The sequence below is a fragment of the Aeromonas sp. QDB62 genome (assembly GCF_027705695.1).
GTDB lineage: Bacteria > Pseudomonadota > Gammaproteobacteria > Enterobacterales > Aeromonadaceae > Aeromonas > Aeromonas allosaccharophila.
The window spans coordinates 18,424-38,027 of sequence record NZ_JAPDCD010000023.1; the positions used below are offsets into that span (position 1 = coordinate 18,424).

Here is a 19,604-nt window from a genome sequence, read left to right on the forward strand (position 1 = left end):
GGGCTGCTTGCCACAGGCACATCCTGAGCAGCAGGTGCCAAGGCAAGATAAGCGCCCTCCCCTGCGGCCCTATCAATCTGACTGACGGTGACCCCGGCGCAGGGTGGCATCCCGACATACGACCCCATATAGTGCTCACATTTGGCGCCTGATGGCGCGGACTCGACCACAGAGGCCCTCAACAACATCATGATGCAAACCATAGAGAGACAGATTGCCGGTGAGCTCAATGCTCGCCCGGAGCAGGTGCAGGCCGCGGTGCGCCTGCTGGATGAAGGCTCGACCGTGCCCTTTATCGCCCGTTACCGTAAAGAGGTGACCGGCGGTCTGGACGATAGCCAGTTGCGTACTCTGGAGAGCCGCCTCGGCTATCTGCGTGAGCTGGAAGATCGCCGTCAGGTGATCATTCGTTCCATCGAGGAGCAGGGCAAGCTGACCCCCGAACTGGCCCGCGAATTGAACGGCGCCGACAGCAAGACCCGGCTGGAAGACCTCTACCTCCCCTACAAGCCCAAGCGCCGCACCAAGGGACAGATGGCGATCGAAGCCGGGCTGGAGCCGCTGGCCAACCTGTTTCTCACCGATCCGATGCAGGATCCCGAGCAAGCGGCCGCCGCCTTCCTCAATGTCGAATTGGGCATTGCCGACAGCAAGGCCGCCCTCGACGGCGCCCGCTATATCCTGATGGAACGCTTCGCCGAGCAGGCAGACCTGCTGGAGAAGCTGCGCGACTACTTGTGGCAGAACGCCACCCTGCGCGCCCGCGTGGTGGCAGGCAAGGAGCAGGAAGGGGCCAAGTTCAAGGATTACTTCGAGCACGACGAACCACTACACAAGGCCCCCTCCCACCGGGTGCTGGCCATGCTGCGCGGCCGCAACGAGGGGATCCTCAATCTGGCGCTGGTCACCGGTGACGATGAGAGTGCCAGCCCCTGCGAAGGGATCATTGCCCACCATCTCAAGCTCAATCTGCAGAACCGCCCGGCCGACAAATGGCTGCATGGGGTGGTGAGCTGGACCTGGAAGATCAAGCTGTCGCTGCAGATGGAGACCGAGCTGATCGGCCGCATCCGCGAATCAGCCGAAGACGAGGCGATCAAGGTATTCGCCATGAACCTCAAGGATCTGCTGATGGCAGCCCCGGCCGGCATGCGCTGCACCATGGGGCTGGATCCGGGCATCCGCACCGGGGTCAAGGTGGCCGTAGTCGATGCCACCGGCAAGCTGGTCGATCACGCCACCATCTATCCATTCGAACCAAAACGCCAGATTGAACAGAGCCTCAAGACCCTGAGCGAGCTGTGCCAGAAACACAAGGTCGAGCTCATCAGCATCGGCAACGGTACCGCCTCGCGGGAGACCGACCGGCTGGTCAGCGATCTGTTCGAGCGCTACCCCGCCGCCAAGGCGCAGAAGATAGTCGTGAGCGAAGCGGGGGCCTCGGTCTACTCCGCCTCCGAGCTCGCCTCTCAGGAGTTCCCGGATCTCGACGTTTCCATCCGTGGCGCTGTCTCCATCGCCCGCCGCCTGCAAGACCCGCTGGCCGAGCTGGTCAAGATCGACCCCAAGAGCATCGGGGTGGGCCAGTATCAGCACGACGTAGGCCAAAGCCAGCTGGCCCGCCGACTGGATGCGGTGGTCGAGGATTGCGTAAACGCGGTCGGTGTCGATGTGAATACCGCCTCGGTCGCCCTGCTCAACCGGGTTTCCGGCCTATCCCAGACGCTGGCCCAGAACATCGTCGCCTACCGGGACGAGAACGGCGCCTTCAAGAGCCGTCAGCAGTTGCTGAAAGTGAGCCGACTCGGCCCCAAAGCCTTCGAACAGTGCGCCGGCTTCCTGCGCATTCGCGGCGGCAGCAATCCCCTCGACAGCTCGGCGGTGCACCCGGAGTCCTATCCGGTGGTGGAGCGGATCCTCGCCAGGCTGGAGCAGACCGTGGAGAGCCTGCTCGGCAACAGCAGCCTGCTGCGCAGCCTGAAACCGGCCGACTACACCGATGAACAATTCGGCGTGCCCACCGTCACCGACATCATCGGCGAGCTGGACAAGCCGGGCCGCGACCCTCGCCCCGAGTTCAAAACCGCGACCTTCAAGGAAGGGGTGGAGAAGATCAGCGACCTGGTGCCCGAGATGGTACTGGAAGGGGTGGTCACCAACGTCACCAACTTCGGCGCCTTCGTCGATATCGGTGTTCATCAGGATGGGCTGGTGCACATCTCCTCCCTGACCGACCGCTTCGTCAAGGATCCTCGCGAGGTGGTCAAGGCGGGCGACATTGTGCGGGTCAAGGTGCTGGAGGTGGATGCACCGCGCAAGCGGATCAGCCTGACCATGCGCCTCGACGAGAAAGCGGGACAACCGGCCCGCAAACCGGCTGAAACGCGCAACAGCAGCGCTGGCAACGCCAAGCCAAGAAATGAGCCACGACAAAGCACCCCTATGGGTGGAGCCATGGGCAACGCCTTTGCGGCGGCGCTCTCCAAAGCGAAAAAGTAACGAAGCCTTCCAGAAGCCCTCTGAATGCAAAAAGCCCCGCAAGGGGCTTTTTTACACGCGAAGTACAGGATTACTGGGCCAGTGCGGCAAGAATGCTCTCGGGCTCTCCATGCTGGGCCAGCACCTCCCGCAGTCGATTGAATGCCTTGCAGGCCTCTTGCGGATACTTGCCGTAAGAGACGACGCCGGTGTGGCTCCAGCCAGCCGCCAGCATGACTTTTTTCTTGAAATGGGTTCCTTCGGTTCCCCCTCCTCCGAGCTGCATCAGAAACTGCTCCATCTGCAGGTGGGGGGGTGGTACACGGGAGAAGGTGGTGAAATCTTCCGCTTTGACTTCATCGAAATGCATGACAGCTCCTGTGAAATTGGAATGGGCCTGATCTTCAGATTAGTTGCAAAACAGGTAACGCAGCTGAAAGTTTGGCGAGCGTGATTCAGATATGCAGGCTGAGGGACTGGTTAGCGGCCGGGCTGACGGCCTGCTGATAGCGTCCGGCGATGACGCTGTTACGCTTGTCCATATAGGCGCTCAGCACACCGCCCGATTTCGAGCTCTGCTCGGCCATCAGCTCTTTGCGCGCCTTGGCTTCACTCGCGGCGGCGCTGCGCGCGACGGCCAGATCCTGCGCGGAAGGCTCGGCAGGCGCCAGCGCCGCAGAGCGTATCTGCTGCATTTTGGCGATGGTGGCGGCAGGGTCACCGGGCACGGCACTGGTATCTATCTGGACTTCGCCACCCGTCGCATAACGCTTGCCATCCGGCCCTTGCGTAAACTGATAGGTGGGCGAGCTGGCGTACTCTCCACCCGCTGACTGGTGGGCCTGCTCGTGGGTGCGTACCTCCTGATCACGCTCGATCAGATCCTGAACCTGCTGCTCTTGCCGCTGTTGCTGCTCCTGCTGTTTGGGATCTTGCTGCTTGCGCTGCCCATCCTCACCGGTTGCCTCGACAAAGCGATTGTCTGGCAAGGTCGTCGGCGCCGGTTGCCCTGTTTCACGGCTGTTCTGGGAGCTTTGATTGCTGGAGGCCTGACCGGCTTTGGATTTCTCTTTCTGGGAGCCGACTTCGGATTCGGCACTTGAGGCTTGACCCTGTCGGGCCTGCGGGATCAGTTCTGCCCGGCGATTATCCGTCCTGGCCGCTTCCACCTGGGGTTGCAGCTGTGTCGGAATAAGGGGGGGCAGACTGACATTGATGTTCATCTCACACCCGGATGTCGATCAGGGTTCCCATCATATCGCTGGCGGTCTGCACTACCTTGGCGGAAGCGCCAGCCTGCTGCTCGGCCACCTTGAGATTGACGAGCTCATCGGTCACTTGCACCTGATCCCCGCTGGGGGTGTTGAGGCGGGCGATCTGATTGGATGCCTTGTCGGCAATCTGCTCGGCTCGCTGAAATCCCTGTACCCCGCTGTTGAAGGCAGAATCAATACGCATGATGTTACTCCTCTGGTCACAGCTTAATTATCCGCCAGACCAGAGGATTAATGAAGCTTGCCGGCTGTTTTTTAGCCAACAAAATCTCGAACGATTTCAATGAATTCGTCAGGGTGGGAGATAAAAGGTGCGTGTGAGGCCTTATTGAGGGTCACGCTGCGGCTGGCAGGGTAGAGATCATCCAGCAGCGGAATGGCCACCTTGGGCACCAATGAATCCAGTCGGCCATAGATCCGCAACCAGGGCAGATCCAGCTCCCGCAGCGGTTCGCGCAGGTCAATGTCGGCCAACAGCGTCAGTCCGGCCTCGAGTGCGGCAAACTGCGGCGACGGGCGCTCGGCCAGCCAGTGGCGCAACTGACGGATATCGTCCCGGGCATGTTCGCTGCCCATTGCCTGGATCGCCAGAAAGCGCTCTATGGTCTGGCGAAAATCCCCTGCCAGCATCTGGTTGAAGCCGGTCAGTACCTTGGGGGCAATCCCCGGCCACTCATCACGGGCCATGAAACAGGGGGAGCTAGCCACGGTGATCAGGGAGTGCAACCGATTGGGATGAGTCAGCGCCAACTGGCTTGCCACCAGACCGCCGAGCGACCAGCCAAGCAGATGGCACTTCTGCGGCAAGATGGCGGCCACCTGCTCGGCAAGCCAGGGCAGGCTGTAATCCACCTCGTCTGCCAGCAGGCTGTTGCCAAAACCGGGCAAATCTACCAGATGAACCCGATAGTGGGGCGCCAACTGTTGGGCAATACCATGCCAGACCGCACCATTCATCCCCCAACCGTGCAACAACACCAGATCGGGCCCCTGGCCAAACTGCTCTACCGATATGCTCATCTAGACTCAAGATCCCTGTTCATGCTCTTGGGGTCAGCATGTTAAAGCGACTGCTCGCTAAAGCAAGCCCGCTGCTCGGCAGCCACGGTGACCGGCAAGGGAGCTGCCTGCTCTGCCATCAGCCTTGCGACAACGAGCCCCTGCTCTGCAGCTGGTGTCGGCAGGCGCTGCACCAGTCACAGCCGAGATGCCACCTCTGCGCCGCACCGCTGACTGAATATATAGAAGAACGCATACCGGTCTGCGGCCGCTGTCAGCGCAGACCTCCCCCTTGGGAGCGGTTGCAGGTGATCGGTGACTACCAGGCTCCCTACCCCATGCTGATCCCCCGGCTCAAATATTCCGGCCAGATCCTGCTGGCGCCGCTACTGGCACGCCTCTTGGCCGATCATCTGGATGGTAGCGAACCGCCGGAGGCGATCATTCCGGTTCCCCTGCACTGGTGGCGGCAGTGGCGGCGCGGGTTCAATCAGGCGGAGGAGATCGCGCAAGCCCTTAGCGAGTTCACCGATATTCCCTGCGACAACACCCTGTTGCAGCGCATCAAAGCGACCCCGCAGCAAACAACCCTGAGCGCCGGGCAACGGCGGCGCAATCTGCGCGGGGCATTCCGGATCCGCCCCCACCACTATCGCCATGTCGCCCTGCTCGATGACGTCGTGACCACCGGCGCTACCGCCGGGCAGCTCAGCCGCTTGCTCCATGAGAGCGGCATCACAAAGGTAGAAGTGTGGGCAATCTGTCGTACCCTGCGGCACAGCAAGTAGCCATCGGCATGCTACCCAAGCATTAATAACCGCGTTATCATGAATACCCTAGTCGTACACTCAGGTTTATGAGGATAGTGATGATCAGCATTTCCGACGCCGCCCAGGCCCATTTCCGTAAACTGCTGGAAAAACAGCCTGATGGCACCAATATCCGGGTGTTTGTGGTCAATCCGGGAACCCAGAATGCCGAGTGTGGCGTATCGTATTGCCCGCCCGATGCCGTGGACCCGGAAGATCAACACCTGCCCTTCAGCGGCTTCGACTGCATGGTCGATCCCCTGAGCGCCCCCTTCCTGGTGGATGCCACCATCGATTTCGTGACCGATCAGATGGGCTCCCAGCTCACCCTTAAGGCACCGAACGCCAAGATGCGTAAAGTGGCCGACGACGCGCCGCTGATCGAGCGCATCGAGTACGTGTTGATGTCCGAAGTGAACCCCATGCTGGCCGGTCACGGTGGCAAGGTCACCCTGGTCGAACTGACCGAAGACAAACTGGCCATCCTGCAGTTTGGCGGCGGTTGCAACGGTTGCTCCATGGTCGATTACACCCTGAAAGAGGGGATCGAGAAGCAGCTGCTGGAGAAATTCCCGGGCGAGCTCAACGGTGTGAAAGACGCCACCGAGCACCAGCGCGGCGACCACTCCTACTACTGATTTGCTGCCATTGCGGCAAAGAAAAGGCCCCGCCATCTGGCGGGGCCTTTTGCATGGGCAATCGGCAGATTACTCGTCCTTCTTGTCTCGCGACAGCAGGGCGATGGCCGCCTCTTTCGGGTTCTTACCCTCGTAGAGCACCTTGAAGATCTGCTCGCAGATGGGCATCTCGACGCCGCAGCGGGCCGCCAGCAGATGCACTTCCTTGGTGTTGCGATACCCCTCCACCACCTGACCAATCTCGGTCATGGCGGTGTTCACATCCTTGCCAGCCCCGAGGGCCAGCCCGAAGCGACGGTTGCGCGACTGGTTGTCGGTACAGGTCAGCACCAGATCCCCGAGCCCGGCCATCCCCATAAAGGTTTTGGCATCGGCCCCAAGAGCGGCGCCGAGGCGCTGCATCTCGACCAGACCCCGGGTGATCAGCGCAGTTCTGGCATTGGCGCCAAACCCGAGCCCGTCGGAGAGACCGGCACCGATGGCGATGACGTTCTTCACCGCACCACCCAGCTGCAAGCCAACGAAGTCCGGATTGGTATAGACCCGGAACGAGCGGCCACAGTGCAGCAGATGGGAGAGATCGTCGGCGAACTCGTCGTGGGTCGAGGCGACCGAGATGGCGGTCGGCAAACCGGCAGCCAGCTCCTTGGCGAAGGTGGGGCCGGAGATCACCGCCAGCGGTATCTCGTCACCCAGCACGTCGCGGGCCACATCCTGCAGCAGACGGCCACTGTCCGGCTCCAGACCCTTGGTGGCCCAGGCGATACGGGTATCGGGGCGCAGGAAGGGCTTGATCCGGGTCAGCACATCACCAAATACATGGCTCGGCACGACCAGCAGCAGCACAGGGGCAGCTTGTACTGCACGTTGCAGATCCGCAGTCAGCTGGAGATCGGCAGGAAAAGGGACATCAGGCAAAAATGCCTTGTTGCAGCGGTCTTGTTCCAGCTCGGCGACATGAGCGGGGTCGTGACCCCACAGCAGGGTCGGATGACCGTTGCGCGCCAGAGAAATGGCAAGGGCGGAGCCATAAGACCCCGCCCCCAAGACCGAGATAGCGATCTGGTCAGCCATTATCAGGCTTCCGCAGTCGCCTGCTGGGCCTGTGCTTGCGCCATGTGCTGGGCAAACAGGGCATCGAAGTTGACCGGTGCCAGGTTCAGCTGCGGGAAGGAACCCTTGCTCACCAGGTTGGACACCGCTTCGCGGGCATACGGGAACAGGATGTTCGGGCAGAAGGCAGCCAGGCAGTGAGCCAGTTGCGGCTCCGGCAGGTTACCGATGGTGAAGATACCGGCTTGCTGTACTTCGCACAGGAAGGCAGTTTCGGTTTCCAGTTTGCAGGTTACGGTCAGGGTCAGCACAACCTCGTACACGTTGTCAGCCAGGATGTTGGTCTTGGTATCCATATCCAGCTTGACGTCCGGCTGCCACTCTTTCTGGAAGATGTGCGGGGTGTTCGGCGCTTCGAAAGAGACATCCTTGGTGTAAACACGCTGGATGTGGAATTCCGGTTGTACTTCCTGGTTGTTGATCTCGTCAGCCATTTCGTTTGATTCCTTGTTATATGGATAAGTGGGCTCAGGCCCTGCTTAAATCAGCGTTTCTTGGTTACCGGCAGATTTTCTGCACGCCATTGGGCCATGCCACCGCCGAGCACATAAACCTGCTTGAAGCCAGCTTTGCTCAGCTGACGGCCCGCGCCGCCCGCAGTCATTCCCGACTCGCACACCACTATGATGGGGGCATCTTTATGCTTTTCAACCGGACCCAGATTATTGCTCTGGATCTGGGTCAGCGGCAGGTGCTGGGCACCGGCCAGGTGGCCCTTGGCGAACTCTTCCTGACTGCGAATATCCACCACGGTGGCGTTCTCGCGGTTGATCAGCAGAGTCGCGGTGTGGTTGTTGACGGTTTTTACCGGAGACAAACGGGCACGCACAGTGGTGTAAACCAGGGTGCCAGCCAGACCCAACCAGGCTGCGGTCAGCAGCGGGTTACGGGCCGCAAAATCCAAATACTCTTGCATCTTCTACTATCCAGGGACCAAGACAAGGGCCCGAGTATACATGGGGGTATTGATAAGATCAGCCATCTTGGCGGCAAAGCGCGAGCAGGCTCCCATCATCAACGGGCGGCAGGCATGGCAGGAAGGGCGTGGCTTGCGGGGCGGCGGGAGCGCCCCTTGGCTATCAGGTGACTATTTCGGCAGATGTAGTAATATTACGCTAGTTTCATTTCCCGCATTTTTTCCAATCCGAGAGGACATAGTCTTATGTCAACAGCTAAGAAACCTTTGGTTCTGGTCATCATGGACGGTTGGGGCTACAGCACCAAGCAAGAGCACAATGCCGTCGCTGCCGCCAAGACTCCCAACCTCGATCGTCTGGCCCGTGACTACACCAGCACCCTGATCTCCGGCTCCGGTCTGGACGTCGGTCTGCCGGATGGCCAGATGGGCAACTCCGAAGTGGGCCACGTCAACATCGGTGCCGGTCGCATCGTCTATCAGGAGCTGACCCGCATCTCCAAAGACATCAAGGATGGCGACTTCTTCCAGAACGTCGAGCTGGCCAAGGCTGTTGACGCTGCCGTCACCAACGGCAAAGCCGTTCACATCATGGGCCTGATGTCCCCGGGTGGCGTACACAGCCACGAAGAGCACATCATGGGCATGATCGAGATGGCCGCCAAGCGTGGCGCCGAGAAGATCTACCTGCACGCCTTCCTGGATGGTCGTGACGTTCCGCCGCGCTCCGCCCAGTCCTCCATCGAGCTGTTCGACGCCCTGTTCGCCAAGCTGGGCAAGGGTCGTTTCGCCTCCATGATCGGCCGTTACTTCGCCATGGACCGTGACAACCGCTGGGATCGCGTGCAGCAAGCCTATGACCTGATGACTCAGGGCAAGGGCGAGTTCACCGCCGAGAGCGCCACCGAAGCACTGGCTGCCGCCTATGCCCGCGACGAGAACGACGAGTTCGTCAAAGCGACCCGCATCGGCGAAGCTGCACCGATGGAAGATGGCGATGCGCTGATTTTCATGAACTTCCGTGCCGACCGTGCCCGTGAAATCACCCGCGCCTTCGTTGACGCCGACTTCACCGGTTTCGCCCGTGCCGCCACCCCGGCACTGAACTTCGTGATGCTGACCGAATACGCGGCCGACATCAAAACTGCCTGTGCCTACCCGCCGACTGCGCTGGTCAACACCCTGGGTGAGTGGCTGGCCAAGCAGGGCAAGACCCAGCTGCGCATCTCCGAAACCGAGAAGTACGCTCACGTCACCTTCTTCTTCAACGGTGGCGAAGAGTCCTGCTTCGCTGGCGAAGATCGCGAAATCGTGGCCAGCCCGAAAGTGGCGACCTATGACCTGCAGCCGGAAATGAGCTCCGAAGAGCTGACCGACAAGCTGGTTGCGGCCATCAAGAGCGGCAAGTACGACGTCATCATCTGTAACTACCCGAATGGCGACATGGTTGGTCACACCGGTGTGTTCGATGCCGCCGTCAAAGCCTGTGAAGCGGTTGACCACTGCGTCGGTCGCGTCACCGAGGCCTTGGCCGAAGTGGGTGGCGAGTGCCTGATCACTGCCGACCATGGCAACGCCGAGAAGATGCTGGACGAAGAGACTGGTCAGGCCCACACCGCCCACACCAATCTGCCGGTCCCGCTCATCTATTTCGGTCGCAAAGCCGAGGTTGCTGAAGGTGGCAAACTGTCCGATCTGGCCCCCACCATGCTGACCCTGATGGGTCTGCCGGTGCCGCCGGAAATGACTGGCAAGCCCCTGATGATTCTGAAATAATCCTTCCCCATGCGGGGATGCGAAGTTATTTCACAGAAAACCAGTCGCGTCGGCCTGTTGGCCGGCGCGCTGTTTTTTTGCCTGTCGTTTGGCGCCACCCCGGCCGTTGCCGCCAATCAGCAGCTGGGCACCATGCAGTCCCAGATCAAAGAGCAACAAAAGACCATCAAGCTCAGCAAGCAGGAGCTTGCCAAGCTCAATACCCAGCTCAAGGCTGACGAGCAGGCCATCTCGGCCGCCGCCGCCAAACTCAACCAGACCAGACAGCAGTTGAAGCAGAACCAGCAGACGCTGGCGACCCTGCAAAAAGACAAGCTGGCGCTGGAACTACAAGCCAAACATCAGAAGCAGTTGCTGGCCAAGCAGGCGGAAAGCGCCTTTCAGGCGGGCAACCACGACTACCTCAAACTGCTGCTCAATCAGCAGGATCCGGCCAAACTGAGCCGTTCCCTCGACTACTACGACTACCTCAACAAGGCCCGTATCGAGGCCATCGACGCCCTGCGCGCCACCCGTGACAAGCTGGCGAAAAACCAGCTGGCCACCAAAGAGACCGAAAGCAAGTTGCAAGCCCTGCTTGCCGAACAGCAGGAGCATCACCAGACCCTGCTGGCCAGCCAGCAGAGCCGGGCCAAGGTACGCAACCAGTTGCAACAGTCGGTGCAGGATGACGAGCAGAAGCTCACCAAGCTGGTCAAGGCGGAGAAAGCGCTGAAAGCCCGGCTGGAAGAGCTGCGTCGCAAGCGGGAAGAGCAGGAGCGCCGTGAACGGGCCGAGCGGGAGCGGCTGGCCAAGCTGAAAGCGGAGCAGGAGCGTCTGCGCAAGCTGGCCGAACAGCGCCGCGCCGAGCAGCAACGACTCGCCGCCCAGCAGAACAAAACCGTCAAACCGGCGGAACCGGTTGAAGAGGTAGCCAGCACCAAACCGGAGCGTGGCTCGGGCATCGGCACTGCCGGTCACTACAGCGGTCTCAAGACCAATGGCAGCCTGCGCTGGCCGGTACAGGGGCCGATCCTCATCTCCTACGGTTCGCCGCGCACCGCCCAGCTCAAGTGGAAAGGCACCCTGATCGGCGCCAGCGAAGGGACCCAGGTCAAGGCGGTCGCACCGGGGCAAGTGGTCTACGCCGACTGGCTCGACGGTTTCGGCATGCTGCTGGTGATCGACCACGGTAAGGGCTACATGAGCCTCTACGGTCACAATCAGTCGCTGCTGCGTCAGGTTGGCCAGAACGTGGAACAGGGTGAACCGGTGGCACTGGTCGGTGACAGCGGCGGTCAGGACAGACCGGGCCTCTACTTTGAGATCCGCTATCAGGGCGAGGCGATCAACCCGACCAAATGGCTGGCCAAGGGTTGAGTTAACCCGGCCGACAAGCGCGTCACACGCTCACTAGCAAAAGCCTGCATCATGCAGGCTTTTGTCGTTTCAGGAGCGCCGCCATCCACTGTCGGTCCCATTTGATGAAAAATTACCTAATTTTCGATCGGCTCAGGGAAAGACAACCAGACCGATCTGCTCCAGCAATGTCTGTTGCTGATCCTCGTTGATCTGTACCCCCTGCAGGTCGACCCGACGCAGATCCAGCCCCGGCAGATCGCACTGGCGCAGATCGCAGCCCTGCAGCTTGAAGCTGGTCCAGTCGATCTGGCCAAACTCGGAGCCACTGAGATCGGATCCCGCCAGCGAGGCACCGAACAGGTTGGCCCCCTGCCAGCGGTTTTCGGTCAGCTCGCACTTTTCCAGCAGACAACCCTCGAAGCTGGCGTAACTGAAGTTGTTGCCGGTCAGATGGGCATCGCAGAAGTAGCTTTTGGCGGTGATCTGGTTGGCGAAGCTGGCGTGGCCGAAGTTGATGCCGACCGCCTGACAGTCGCGCATCTCCAGCCCCAGACACTGGCTGCGGCTGCAATCGGCCATGGTGAGATCGCAGCGCAGAAAGCTGGCCTCGCGCAGGTCGCAACCCTGCAACAGGCAGCCCCGCTCGCTCTCCCGATCGTAGAAGCTGCAGTCGATGAAGCGGCTATCGGCCAGATCCAGCCAGGAGAAGTTGCAGCCGATAAAGCGGCACTCCGAGAACTGCTCCCCCTCCACATCCTGTTGCTCGAACCGGACATCCACGAACTGCTTGCCTCTGATCATCGGAAAACTCCTGCAAAAACGGCTTCATATGCTGACTTTATCTGCCGAAAACGGTAATGTTACATGTAACATCCACCCTGGACACCCCTATGAGCCCCACCCGCAAGCGCCGCCCCACCCTGCAAGATATCGCCGACCAGACCGGCGTGACCAAGATGACTGTCAGCCGCTATCTGCGCGACCCGCAGACCGTGGCGGAGGGGACCCGCGAGCGGATCGCGGCGGCGGTGGAAGAGCTGGGCTATATCCCCAACCGGGCGCCGGATATTCTCTCCAACGCGACCAGCAAGGCGATCGGCATCCTGATCCCCTCCCTCTCCAACCAGGTCTTCTCGGCGGTGATCCACGGCATCGAGTCGGTGACCCGACCGGCCGGTTACCAGACCCTGCTGGCCCACTACGGCTACAGTCCGGAGCGGGAGGAGGAGCAGGTCGCGTCCCTGCTCTCCTACCATGTGGATGGGCTGATCCTCTCCGACAGCCAGCACACCGAGCGCACCCGCAAGATGATCGCCACCGCCGGCATTCCGGTGGTGGAGACCATGGATCTGTCTGATACCCCCATCGACATGGTGGTCGGCATGGATCATAGCGCCGCTTCCCGGGCCATGGTAACAGAGATGCTGCGCCGGGGCCGACGCAAGGTGGTCTATCTGGGGGCGCGGCTCGACGTGCGTACCCAGTTGCGAATGGAGGGCTACTATCAGGCGATGACCGACTTCGGCCTCACCGGCCAGCATCTGCTGACCGAGCAATCCTCCAGCTTCACCCTGGGGGGAGAGCTGCTGGATCAGGCGCTGGTGCGCTATCCCGACCTCGACGGCCTGTTCTGCACCAACGATGACCTGGCGGTGGGCGCCCTGCTGCAGTGTCAGGCCAAGTGGATCCCGGTGCCCCAGCAGATCGCCATCGCCGGCTGCAACGCCCTCGACATCGGCCACGCCATGACCCCCAAGCTGGCCAGTATCGCCACCCCGCGGGAAGCGATCGGCCGGGAGGCGGCCACCATGCTGCTGGCGCGCCTCAATGGCCATCCCTTGCCAGAGACCCGCAAAGACATCGGTTTTTCTCTCTATGAAGGGGAAAGCCTCGGGTGATAACCCACAAAAACGGATCGGGTAGGGTCGATTAGCGCAGCGTAATCGGCCGCGCGAAGATATTTGACCCCACCGAGGGAGAAATGAAAAACCAGACAGGCCACCCGAGGGTGGCCTGTCTGGTTTTTCTGCACAACTGACGCTTAGCGTTTAACCATTTCAACCGCTTCACGGGAGAGGCGAGTCACCTCTTCCCAGTTGCCGCTCTTGACCGCATCGGCCGGCAGCATCCAGGAGCCGCCGACGGTGGCCACGCACTTGAGCGCCAGATAGTCGGCCACATTTTTCGGGCCGATACCGCCGGTGGGGCAGAACTTCACTTGGGGCAGCGGGGCGGCAATGGCGGAGAGCGCCTTGGTGCCGCCGTTTGCTTCGGCCGGGAAGAACTTCAGGTGGTCGTAGCCCGCTTCCAGCGCCTGCATCACCTCAGACGGGGTAGCCACACCCGGGATCAGCGGCGCAGTGCTCTTGGCCGCATGGGCCAGCAGGGCCGGCGTCATCCCCGGGGAGATGACAAAGCGGGCACCAGCGGCGACGGCTGCGTCAAACTGCGCGCAGTTGAGCACGGTACCGGCACCGACCATGGCATCCGGCATCGCCTTGGCGATGAGGGCGATGGCCTCCAGTGCGACCGGTGTGCGCAGGGTGATTTCGAACACCGAGATGCCGCCGTCGAGCAGCGCCTTGGCCATCGGCAGGGCCTGATCCAGCTCGTTGATAACCATCACGGGTACCAGCGGGGAGGCGGCAAACACCTCGGCCGGGGTCACTTTCCAGTTCTGCATAGCTCTTCCTTAGTCAGCTCTTAATCAAAGATGGTAGCGCCACACTCGGCGCTCGATACCGCGCGACGCATCACGCTGAACAGTTCACGGCCCCACCCCTCTTGTTCCAGAGTGAGGTCAATCTCGGCCTGGGTACGGCCACTCAAATCGGTCAGGCAGTCGAGGCGGCCACTCACCGCATCCACCCGCAACAGATCGCCATCTTGTAACAGGCCGATAGCCCCGCCGTGCAGCGCTTCCGGGGTGACGTGGATAGCGGCCGGGATCTTGCCGGAGGCACCGGAGAGACGGCCATCGGTGACCAGCGCCACCTTGTAACCGGCTTTTTGCAGATTGCCGAGCACCGGCATCAGCTTGTGCAGCTCCGGCATGCCGTTGGCGGCCGGGCCATTGTGGCGCACCACGATCACGGCGTCCTGATTGAGATCACCCGCCTTGTAGGCCGCTTCCACCGCATGCTGGGAGGAGAAGACCCGCGCCGGGGCTTCAATCACCCGATATTCGGGAGCAACCGCAGAGACCTTGACCACGGCGCGGCCCAGATTGCCCGCCAGCAACTTGGTGCCGCCAGTCGCATTAAATACGCTACCAGTGGGAGAGAGCACGCCCGCATCGCTGCTTTCACCGACCGGCTGCCATACCAGCTGGCCATCGACCAGTGCCGGACGGCTGAGGTAATCCTGCATCTCGCCAAAGACCGGAGTGGCATCCATGTGGATCAGCCCCTCTTGCGCCAGACGGCGCATCAGGCCGGGCACGCCGCCCGCCTGTTCGAAGGCGTTGACGTCGGCCGGGCCGTTCGGGTACATGCGAACCAGCAGCGGCACCACGTCGGAGAGATCGCTGATGTCATCCCAGGTCAGCACCAGACCGGCCGCGCGGGCCAGCGCCACCATGTGGATGCTGTGGTTGGTGCTGCCGCCGGAGGCGAGCAAGGCCACCAGACCGTTGACCAGCGAGCGCTCATCCAGCACCTCGCTCAACGGACGATAGGCCGGGGAGCCCGGGATCATGGCGCTGATGCGGCGGGCCGCCTCGGCGGTCAGGGCGCGGCGCAGCTCGCTATGCGGGTGCACAAAGGCGGAGCCCGGCAACATCAGGCCCATGGCCTCGAATACCAGCTGGTTGGTGTTGGCGGTGCCGTAGAAGGTGCAGGTGCCCGCCGCGTGGTAGGCGCCGCACTCCATCTCCAGCAGGGCGTCGCGACCCACTTCACCAGCGGCGTACTTCTGGCGAACCTTCACCTTCTCGTCGTTGCTGATGCCGCTCGCCATCGGGCCAGCAGGAACAAATGCCGTCGGCAGGTGAGCGTGGGAGAGGGCCCCCATGATCTGGCCCGGGGCGATCTTGTCGCAGATGCCGAGCAGCAGGGTGGCATCGAAAGTGTTGTGAGAGAGTGACAGCGCAGTCGCCTGGGCGATCAGGTCGCGGGAGAACAGGGACATGTCCATCCCCGGCTGACCCTGGGTCACGCCGTCGCACATGGCGGGCACGCCGCCAGCAACCTGGGCGCTGTGGCCCAGCTCGGCCAGCACTGCCTTGATCTGATCCGGATAGCCCTGATAGGGCTGATGGGCGCTCAGCATGTCGTTGTAGGCGGTGACGATGCCGACGTTGGCGCGGGTCATGTCGAGGATGCGACCCTTCTCGTCACTGCTGCAGGCCGCCACGGCGTGAGCCAGGTTGCCACAGGCCAGCGCGGCGCGAGTCTTGCCCTGCTCTGCCTGACGCTGGATGCGGGCCAGAAATGCCTGACGACGGGCGACACTGCGCTCGCGGATGCGGGCGGTGACGTCGGAAATTACCTGATGAATCATTGGGCTTGCTCCAATGCTGTGACGGCGCGGTCAACCACCTGTTCGAAGGTGCCGTCTATATCAATGTGGAATACACCGGCTTCGCCATCCGGGCGCTCCAGGGTATCGAACTGACTTTGTACCATGCTTTCACGCATGAAATGGCCTTTGCGGGCACGCATCCGCTCGAGGATCAGCGGCTGGCTGCCATCGAGGAAGAGGAAGCTGACCGACTCGTTGCCTTCGCGGATCTGGTCGCGGTACTTCTTTTTGAGGGCGGAACAGACAATGATGCCGGTCTCGTTCTTCTGCTCGAGACTGTAGGCGGCGTCGCGGATCCGCTCCAGCCAGGGGGCACGATCCTCATCGTTGAGGGGGTTGCCGCCAGCCATCTTCTGGATGTTGGCCTTGGGGTGCAGGTCATCACCATCGATGAACTTGGCGCCCAGCGCTTCGGCCACTTTCAGACCCACGCTGGATTTGCCGCTACCACACACACCCATCACGATAATGCACTTACCCGCCATAATTTGACCTTTGTCCCACTTTTCAAAAAACCAGCTGTTGATGGGTTCTAATCTAACACGTTACCGGTAACATGTTACCGGTAACGATTGAAAATGTGAAGTCTGCCACAGACTGAGCAAACCCATAGTCACCTGGGCATATGATGTTGAGCCCTTGCCATAAATCTAAATAAATCATAAAGATATGGTTTGCCGACGGATCGGCAAGGTGTCACTCTGAACTTGGAAAAAGGAACGCATAACAATGTCTGACCTCTCCCTGATCATGACGGCCGCCGGCTCGATTGTGCTGCTGCTCTTCCTGGTGATGAAGGCCCGGCTCCACGCCGTGGTAGCCCTGATCCTGGTCTCCATGGTGGCGGGTCTCGCCGCTGGCATGAACCCGGCCGATATCGCCGCCACCATCCAGAAAGGGATGGGTGGCACCCTCGGTTTCGTCGCGGTAGTGGTGGCGCTGGGCGCCATGTTCGGCAAGGTGATGGAAGTGACCGGCGCCCTCGACCGGGTAGCCCACACCCTGCTCGGCAAGTTCGGCGTCAAGCGCGCCAACTGGGCCATGGCCCTGACCGGCTTTGTCTGCGCCCTGCCGCTGTTCTTTGACGTGGCCGTGGTGCTGCTGATCGGCGTCGCCTTCGCCATCGTCCGTCGTGGCGGCGGCAGCGTAGTGAAGATCGGTATCGCCCTGCTGGCGGGTATCGCCACCTGTCAGGCGTTCCTTATTCCGGCGCCCGGCCCGATCCTGGTGGCGTCCCAGCTGGGTGCCGACTTCGGCTACATGATCCTGTTCGGCCTGATCGCCGCCGTGCCGGCACTGATCCTGGCTGGCCCGCTGTTCGGTGACTTCATCAGCAAGATCGTCGATGTGCCGCTGCCTGCCGATGCCCAGAACAGCGTCCACGATGACAGCAAATCCCTGCCCTCCTTCGGGCTGGCCATGGGCCTCATCGGCCTGCCGCTGCTGCTGATCGGCCTCAAGACCATCGTCGGTCGCTTCGTCGAGGCGGGCTCCACCCTGCACAACTGGCTGGAGTTCATCGGTCACCCCTTCACCGCCATCATGGTCGCCTGTCTGGCCGCCTTCTACCTGCTGGGTATTCGCCGCGGCATGTCCCGTGACGAGGTGATGAGCGTCTGCAACAGCGCCATCCAGCCCGCCGGTGTCATCATCCTGGTGACCGGTGCCGGTGGCGTGTTCAAGCAGGTGCTGGTTGATTCCGGTGTGGGCGCCGCCCTTGGCAACATGCTGGCCGACTCCGGTCTGCCCATCGTCGCACTGGCCTTCATTCTGGCCGCTGCAGTACGGGTTATTCAGGGCTCTGCCACCGTCGCCATGCTGACCGCCTGCGGTCTGGTGCTGCCGATGCTGGAACCGCTCGGCCTCAACGGTGCCCAGCTGGCGGCCGTCACCATCGCCATCGGCGGCGGTGCCATCGTGCTCTCCCACGTCAACGACTCCGGTTTCTGGCTGGCCAACCGCTACCTCGGCCTTTCCGAGAAGCAGACCCTGCAGACCTGGACCGTGATGGAAACCATTATCGGCACCACCGGTGGCGTGATGGCGATGATCATCTACAGCTTCCTCTGACAAGGGCGAAAAGCTGACAAAAAGGCCTCACTCGTGAGGCCTTTTTCATCTTTCTGATGATTCTTTCTTTGGCTGAGAGGGCGAGATTGCTAGAATCGCCTATTCATCGCTCCGAGTGGAACGCTTAACCCCGTGATTTCAGGTTTATCTATGCATTCATCGGCCCATTATCGACAACTGCTGGCGCGCCTGCCCCAGATCGCCGTCGCGGCGGATCAGTTTGAAGTGCTCTACAGCGCGCAGGATTTCAAACGCCGCATTCTGGCGCTTATCGCCAGTGCCACCCGGCGCATCTATCTGGTCGCGCTCTATCTGCAGGATGACGAGGCGGGACGGGAGATCCTCTCCGCCCTCTACGCAGCCAAACAGCGCAATCCGGCCCTCGACATCAAGCTGTTCGTCGACTTTCACCGTGCCCAGCGCGGCCTGATCGGCAAGGGCAAGCAGGGCGGCAACCACCTGATGTATCAGGGCATGGCTGCCGAACACGAGCACCAGATCGAAATCTACGGCGTGCCGGTCAAAGGGCGCGAGCTGCTCGGCGTGCTGCACCTCAAGGGCTTCATCTTTGATGATGTGGTGCTCTACTCCGGCGCCAGCCTCAACGACATCTACCTGCATCAGCAGGATCGCTACCGCTTCGATCGCTATCACCAGATCACCAGCCCGGAGCTGGCCCGCAGCATGGTCAACTATGTGGACGACCTGTTCGTGAAGAGCGACGCGGTGCAGCGACTGGATCACAGCGACATCCCCAGCGCCAAACAGCTGAAGGGGCCGATCCGCCGCTTCAAGCAGAACCTGCGCCAGAGCCAGTACCGTTTCAGCACCATGCCGGTCAACACCCAGGAGGTGGCCGTCACCCCCATGGTGGGTCTGGGCAAGCGCAACAACCAGCTCAACCTGATGATCCGCAATCTGGTGCGCGCCACCGAGCGGGAGATCTTCATCTGCACCCCTTACTTCAACCCGCCCAAGGAGTTGAGCAAGGATATCGAGGATCTGCTGCTGCGCGGTTGCAAGGTGACCATCGTGGTGGGCGACAAGACCGCCAACGACTTCTTCATTCCGCCGGAAGAGAAGTTCTCCACCATAGGTGGCCTGCCCTATCTCTACGAGACCAATCTGCGCAAGTTTGCCGAGCGCAACCAGCGTCACATCGACGACGGTCGCCTCAACCTGATGCTCTGGTGTTGCGAGCGCAACTCCTACCATCTCAAGGGGATCTTCGTGGATGACGAGTGGGCGCTGCTCACCGGCAACAACCTCAACCCCCGCGCCTGGGCGCTGGATCTGGAGAACGGCCTGCTGGTGCACGATCGTCGCCACCTGCTGCGTCCCCAGTTCAATGCGGAGCGGGAGAACATCCTGACCAACACCAAGCGGATCAGCCACTTCGATCAAGTTGAGCAGATCCAGGACTACCCGGAACAGGTGCGCAAGCTGCTGGGACGGATCCATCGGGTCAAGGCCCATCTGCTGCTTAAACGCATCATCTGACCTTGGGCGCCATGCGCCCGCACCTCGCCTGTTGGCAGCCGTACAAAGGCCTCCCGTTTTCGGCAGGCCTTTGTTATATCCGCCGTTTCTCCCGCGTTGGCGGCCCTGCCAGCAGCAACTCGGCTTGCATCGGCCCCTCAACAACCCCTATCATCTGGACATATTTACA

19 protein-coding genes are annotated in these 19,604 nt (G+C 61.4%); 8 read left to right on the forward strand and 11 right to left on the reverse strand.

All coding sequences use genetic code 11. The annotated features are described in order from the left end of the window. The first annotated feature begins 189 nt into the window (after window positions 1–189). Window positions 190–2,499: a Tex family protein gene (locus OKC27_RS12890; RefSeq protein ID WP_182938457.1), complete on the forward strand. Its 2,310-nt coding sequence runs from the start codon at window positions 190–192 to the stop codon at window positions 2,497–2,499. Between the two features lie 70 nt (window positions 2,500–2,569). Here OKC27_RS12890 and OKC27_RS12895 read toward each other — a convergent pair whose 3' ends face one another. The 4 genes from OKC27_RS12895 to bioH all read right to left on the reverse strand — a co-directional run bounded on the left by OKC27_RS12895 (window position 2,570) and on the right by bioH (window position 4,772). Further along, window positions 2,570–2,848: a hypothetical protein gene (locus OKC27_RS12895; protein WP_042059175.1), complete on the reverse strand. Its 279-nt coding sequence runs from the start codon at window positions 2,846–2,848 to the stop codon at window positions 2,570–2,572. An 85-nt stretch (window positions 2,849–2,933) separates the two neighbouring features. After that, on the reverse strand, window positions 2,934–3,701 hold the full coding sequence (locus OKC27_RS12900; protein ID WP_182938458.1) for a putative metalloprotease CJM1_0395 family protein: 768 nt from the start codon (window positions 3,699–3,701) through the stop codon (window positions 2,934–2,936). A 1-nt stretch (window position 3,702) separates the two neighbouring features. Continuing rightward, window positions 3,703–3,936 (reverse strand): flagellar basal body rod C-terminal domain-containing protein, encoded by a 234-nt coding sequence (locus tag OKC27_RS12905; protein ID WP_005340632.1) that lies wholly within the window; start codon window positions 3,934–3,936, stop codon window positions 3,703–3,705. Window positions 3,937–4,007: 71 nt separating this feature from the next. After that, entirely contained in the window at window positions 4,008–4,772 is a 765-nt protein-coding gene (bioH, locus tag OKC27_RS12910; RefSeq protein WP_182938459.1) for a pimeloyl-ACP methyl ester esterase BioH, read from the reverse strand. A gap of 38 nt (window positions 4,773–4,810) precedes the next feature. On the opposite strand from bioH, the gene OKC27_RS12915 reads away from it, so the two are divergent. Together OKC27_RS12915 and nfuA are read left to right on the forward strand one after the other, a co-directional pair. Then, window positions 4,811–5,539 (forward strand): ComF family protein, encoded by a 729-nt coding sequence (locus tag OKC27_RS12915; protein WP_182938460.1) that lies wholly within the window; start codon window positions 4,811–4,813, stop codon window positions 5,537–5,539. 80 nt (window positions 5,540–5,619) lie between these two features. Further along, window positions 5,620–6,198: a Fe-S biogenesis protein NfuA gene (nfuA, locus tag OKC27_RS12920; protein WP_005340636.1), complete on the forward strand. Its 579-nt coding sequence runs from the start codon at window positions 5,620–5,622 to the stop codon at window positions 6,196–6,198. 69 nt (window positions 6,199–6,267) lie between these two features. Here the strand turns inward: nfuA and gpsA are convergent, their stop codons facing one another. The 3 genes from gpsA to OKC27_RS12935 are packed head-to-tail and all read right to left on the reverse strand — an operon-like array spanning window position 6,268 to window position 8,227. After that, complete coding sequence (gene gpsA, locus OKC27_RS12925; RefSeq protein ID WP_042059184.1) at window positions 6,268–7,272, reverse strand: NAD(P)H-dependent glycerol-3-phosphate dehydrogenase; 1,005 nt, start codon at window positions 7,270–7,272, stop codon at window positions 6,268–6,270. A gap of 2 nt (window positions 7,273–7,274) precedes the next feature. Then, window positions 7,275–7,745 (reverse strand): protein-export chaperone SecB, encoded by a 471-nt coding sequence (gene secB / locus OKC27_RS12930; RefSeq protein WP_042059186.1) that lies wholly within the window; start codon window positions 7,743–7,745, stop codon window positions 7,275–7,277. A gap of 50 nt (window positions 7,746–7,795) precedes the next feature. Next, the gene (locus tag OKC27_RS12935) at window positions 7,796–8,227 is read right to left on the reverse strand and encodes a rhodanese-like domain-containing protein (RefSeq protein ID WP_042059188.1); all 432 of its coding nucleotides are present in this window, start codon (window positions 8,225–8,227) and stop codon (window positions 7,796–7,798) included. Window positions 8,228–8,473: 246 nt separating this feature from the next. Between OKC27_RS12935 and gpmM the strand changes: the two genes are divergently transcribed. Both gpmM and envC read left to right on the forward strand, forming a co-directional pair. Further along, window positions 8,474–10,003 carry a 2,3-bisphosphoglycerate-independent phosphoglycerate mutase gene (gpmM, locus tag OKC27_RS12940; protein WP_111809377.1) on the forward strand — a complete coding sequence of 510 codons (1,530 nt, stop codon included), beginning with the start codon at window positions 8,474–8,476 and terminating at the stop codon, window positions 10,001–10,003. Window positions 10,004–10,012: 9 nt separating this feature from the next. Beyond that, complete coding sequence (gene envC / locus OKC27_RS12945) at window positions 10,013–11,362, forward strand: murein hydrolase activator EnvC (RefSeq protein WP_182938461.1); 1,350 nt, start codon at window positions 10,013–10,015, stop codon at window positions 11,360–11,362. Between the two features lie 132 nt (window positions 11,363–11,494). On the opposite strand, the gene OKC27_RS12950 is transcribed toward envC, so the two are convergent. After that, window positions 11,495–12,145 carry a Qnr family pentapeptide repeat protein gene (locus OKC27_RS12950; RefSeq protein WP_182938462.1) on the reverse strand — a complete coding sequence of 217 codons (651 nt, stop codon included), beginning with the start codon at window positions 12,143–12,145 and terminating at the stop codon, window positions 11,495–11,497. Between the two features lie 89 nt (window positions 12,146–12,234). On the opposite strand from OKC27_RS12950, the gene OKC27_RS12955 reads away from it, so the two are divergent. Then, window positions 12,235–13,242, forward strand: a complete 1,008-nt coding sequence (locus tag OKC27_RS12955) for a substrate-binding domain-containing protein (RefSeq protein WP_182938463.1) — start codon at window positions 12,235–12,237, stop codon at window positions 13,240–13,242. A 143-nt stretch (window positions 13,243–13,385) separates the two neighbouring features. On the opposite strand, the gene OKC27_RS12960 is transcribed toward OKC27_RS12955, so the two are convergent. From OKC27_RS12960 to OKC27_RS12970, 3 genes are read right to left on the reverse strand one after another with little or no spacing between them, the layout of a single operon-like run. Further along, the gene (locus tag OKC27_RS12960) at window positions 13,386–14,027 is read right to left on the reverse strand and encodes a bifunctional 4-hydroxy-2-oxoglutarate aldolase/2-dehydro-3-deoxy-phosphogluconate aldolase (protein WP_139710604.1); all 642 of its coding nucleotides are present in this window, start codon (window positions 14,025–14,027) and stop codon (window positions 13,386–13,388) included. Between the two features lie 20 nt (window positions 14,028–14,047). After that, the gene (gene edd, locus OKC27_RS12965) at window positions 14,048–15,844 is read right to left on the reverse strand and encodes a phosphogluconate dehydratase (RefSeq protein WP_182938464.1); all 1,797 of its coding nucleotides are present in this window, start codon (window positions 15,842–15,844) and stop codon (window positions 14,048–14,050) included. After that, entirely contained in the window at window positions 15,841–16,350 is a 510-nt protein-coding gene (locus OKC27_RS12970) for a gluconokinase (RefSeq protein ID WP_042059201.1), read from the reverse strand. Before OKC27_RS12970 ends, edd begins: the two co-directional genes overlap by 4 nt. Before the next feature lie 244 nt (window positions 16,351–16,594). Between OKC27_RS12970 and gntU the strand changes: the two genes are divergently transcribed. Together gntU and pssA are read left to right on the forward strand one after the other, a co-directional pair. Then, window positions 16,595–17,935, forward strand: coding sequence for a gluconate transporter (gntU, locus tag OKC27_RS12975; protein WP_042656918.1), 1,341 nt, complete (start codon window positions 16,595–16,597; stop codon window positions 17,933–17,935). A 150-nt stretch (window positions 17,936–18,085) separates the two neighbouring features. After that, window positions 18,086–19,435, forward strand: coding sequence for a CDP-diacylglycerol--serine O-phosphatidyltransferase (gene pssA, locus OKC27_RS12980; RefSeq protein WP_182938465.1), 1,350 nt, complete (start codon window positions 18,086–18,088; stop codon window positions 19,433–19,435). Window positions 19,436–19,604 lie beyond the last annotated feature (169 nt).

Bases quoted from the DNA above. Each gene is read 5' to 3' on its own strand.
- nfuA (WP_005340636.1), top strand. From the start codon at position 5,620: ATGATCAGCATTTCCGACGCCGCCCAGGCCCATTTCCGTAAACTGCTG.
- gpsA (WP_042059184.1), bottom strand. From the start codon at position 7,272: ATGGCTGACCAGATCGCTATCTCGGTCTTGGGGGCGGGGTCTTATGGC.
- OKC27_RS12890 (WP_182938457.1), top strand. From the start codon at position 190: ATGATGCAAACCATAGAGAGACAGATTGCCGGTGAGCTCAATGCTCGC.
- OKC27_RS12905 (WP_005340632.1), bottom strand. From the start codon at position 3,936: ATGCGTATTGATTCTGCCTTCAACAGCGGGGTACAGGGATTTCAGCGA.
- gntU (WP_042656918.1), top strand. From the start codon at position 16,595: ATGTCTGACCTCTCCCTGATCATGACGGCCGCCGGCTCGATTGTGCTG.
- OKC27_RS12915 (WP_182938460.1), top strand. From the start codon at position 4,811: ATGTTAAAGCGACTGCTCGCTAAAGCAAGCCCGCTGCTCGGCAGCCAC.
- envC (WP_182938461.1), top strand. From the start codon at position 10,013: ATGCGGGGATGCGAAGTTATTTCACAGAAAACCAGTCGCGTCGGCCTG.
- secB (WP_042059186.1), bottom strand. From the start codon at position 7,745: ATGGCTGACGAGATCAACAACCAGGAAGTACAACCGGAATTCCACATC.
- OKC27_RS12970 (WP_042059201.1), bottom strand. From the start codon at position 16,350: ATGGCGGGTAAGTGCATTATCGTGATGGGTGTGTGTGGTAGCGGCAAA.
- OKC27_RS12960 (WP_139710604.1), bottom strand. From the start codon at position 14,027: ATGCAGAACTGGAAAGTGACCCCGGCCGAGGTGTTTGCCGCCTCCCCG.
- OKC27_RS12900 (WP_182938458.1), bottom strand. From the start codon at position 3,701: ATGAACATCAATGTCAGTCTGCCCCCCCTTATTCCGACACAGCTGCAA.
- pssA (WP_182938465.1), top strand. From the start codon at position 18,086: ATGCATTCATCGGCCCATTATCGACAACTGCTGGCGCGCCTGCCCCAG.
- OKC27_RS12935 (WP_042059188.1), bottom strand. From the start codon at position 8,227: ATGCAAGAGTATTTGGATTTTGCGGCCCGTAACCCGCTGCTGACCGCA.
- edd (WP_182938464.1), bottom strand. From the start codon at position 15,844: ATGATTCATCAGGTAATTTCCGACGTCACCGCCCGCATCCGCGAGCGC.
- bioH (WP_182938459.1), bottom strand. From the start codon at position 4,772: ATGAGCATATCGGTAGAGCAGTTTGGCCAGGGGCCCGATCTGGTGTTG.
- OKC27_RS12895 (WP_042059175.1), bottom strand. From the start codon at position 2,848: ATGCATTTCGATGAAGTCAAAGCGGAAGATTTCACCACCTTCTCCCGT.
- gpmM (WP_111809377.1), top strand. From the start codon at position 8,474: ATGTCAACAGCTAAGAAACCTTTGGTTCTGGTCATCATGGACGGTTGG.
- OKC27_RS12955 (WP_182938463.1), top strand. From the start codon at position 12,235: ATGAGCCCCACCCGCAAGCGCCGCCCCACCCTGCAAGATATCGCCGAC.
- OKC27_RS12950 (WP_182938462.1), bottom strand. From the start codon at position 12,145: ATGATCAGAGGCAAGCAGTTCGTGGATGTCCGGTTCGAGCAACAGGAT.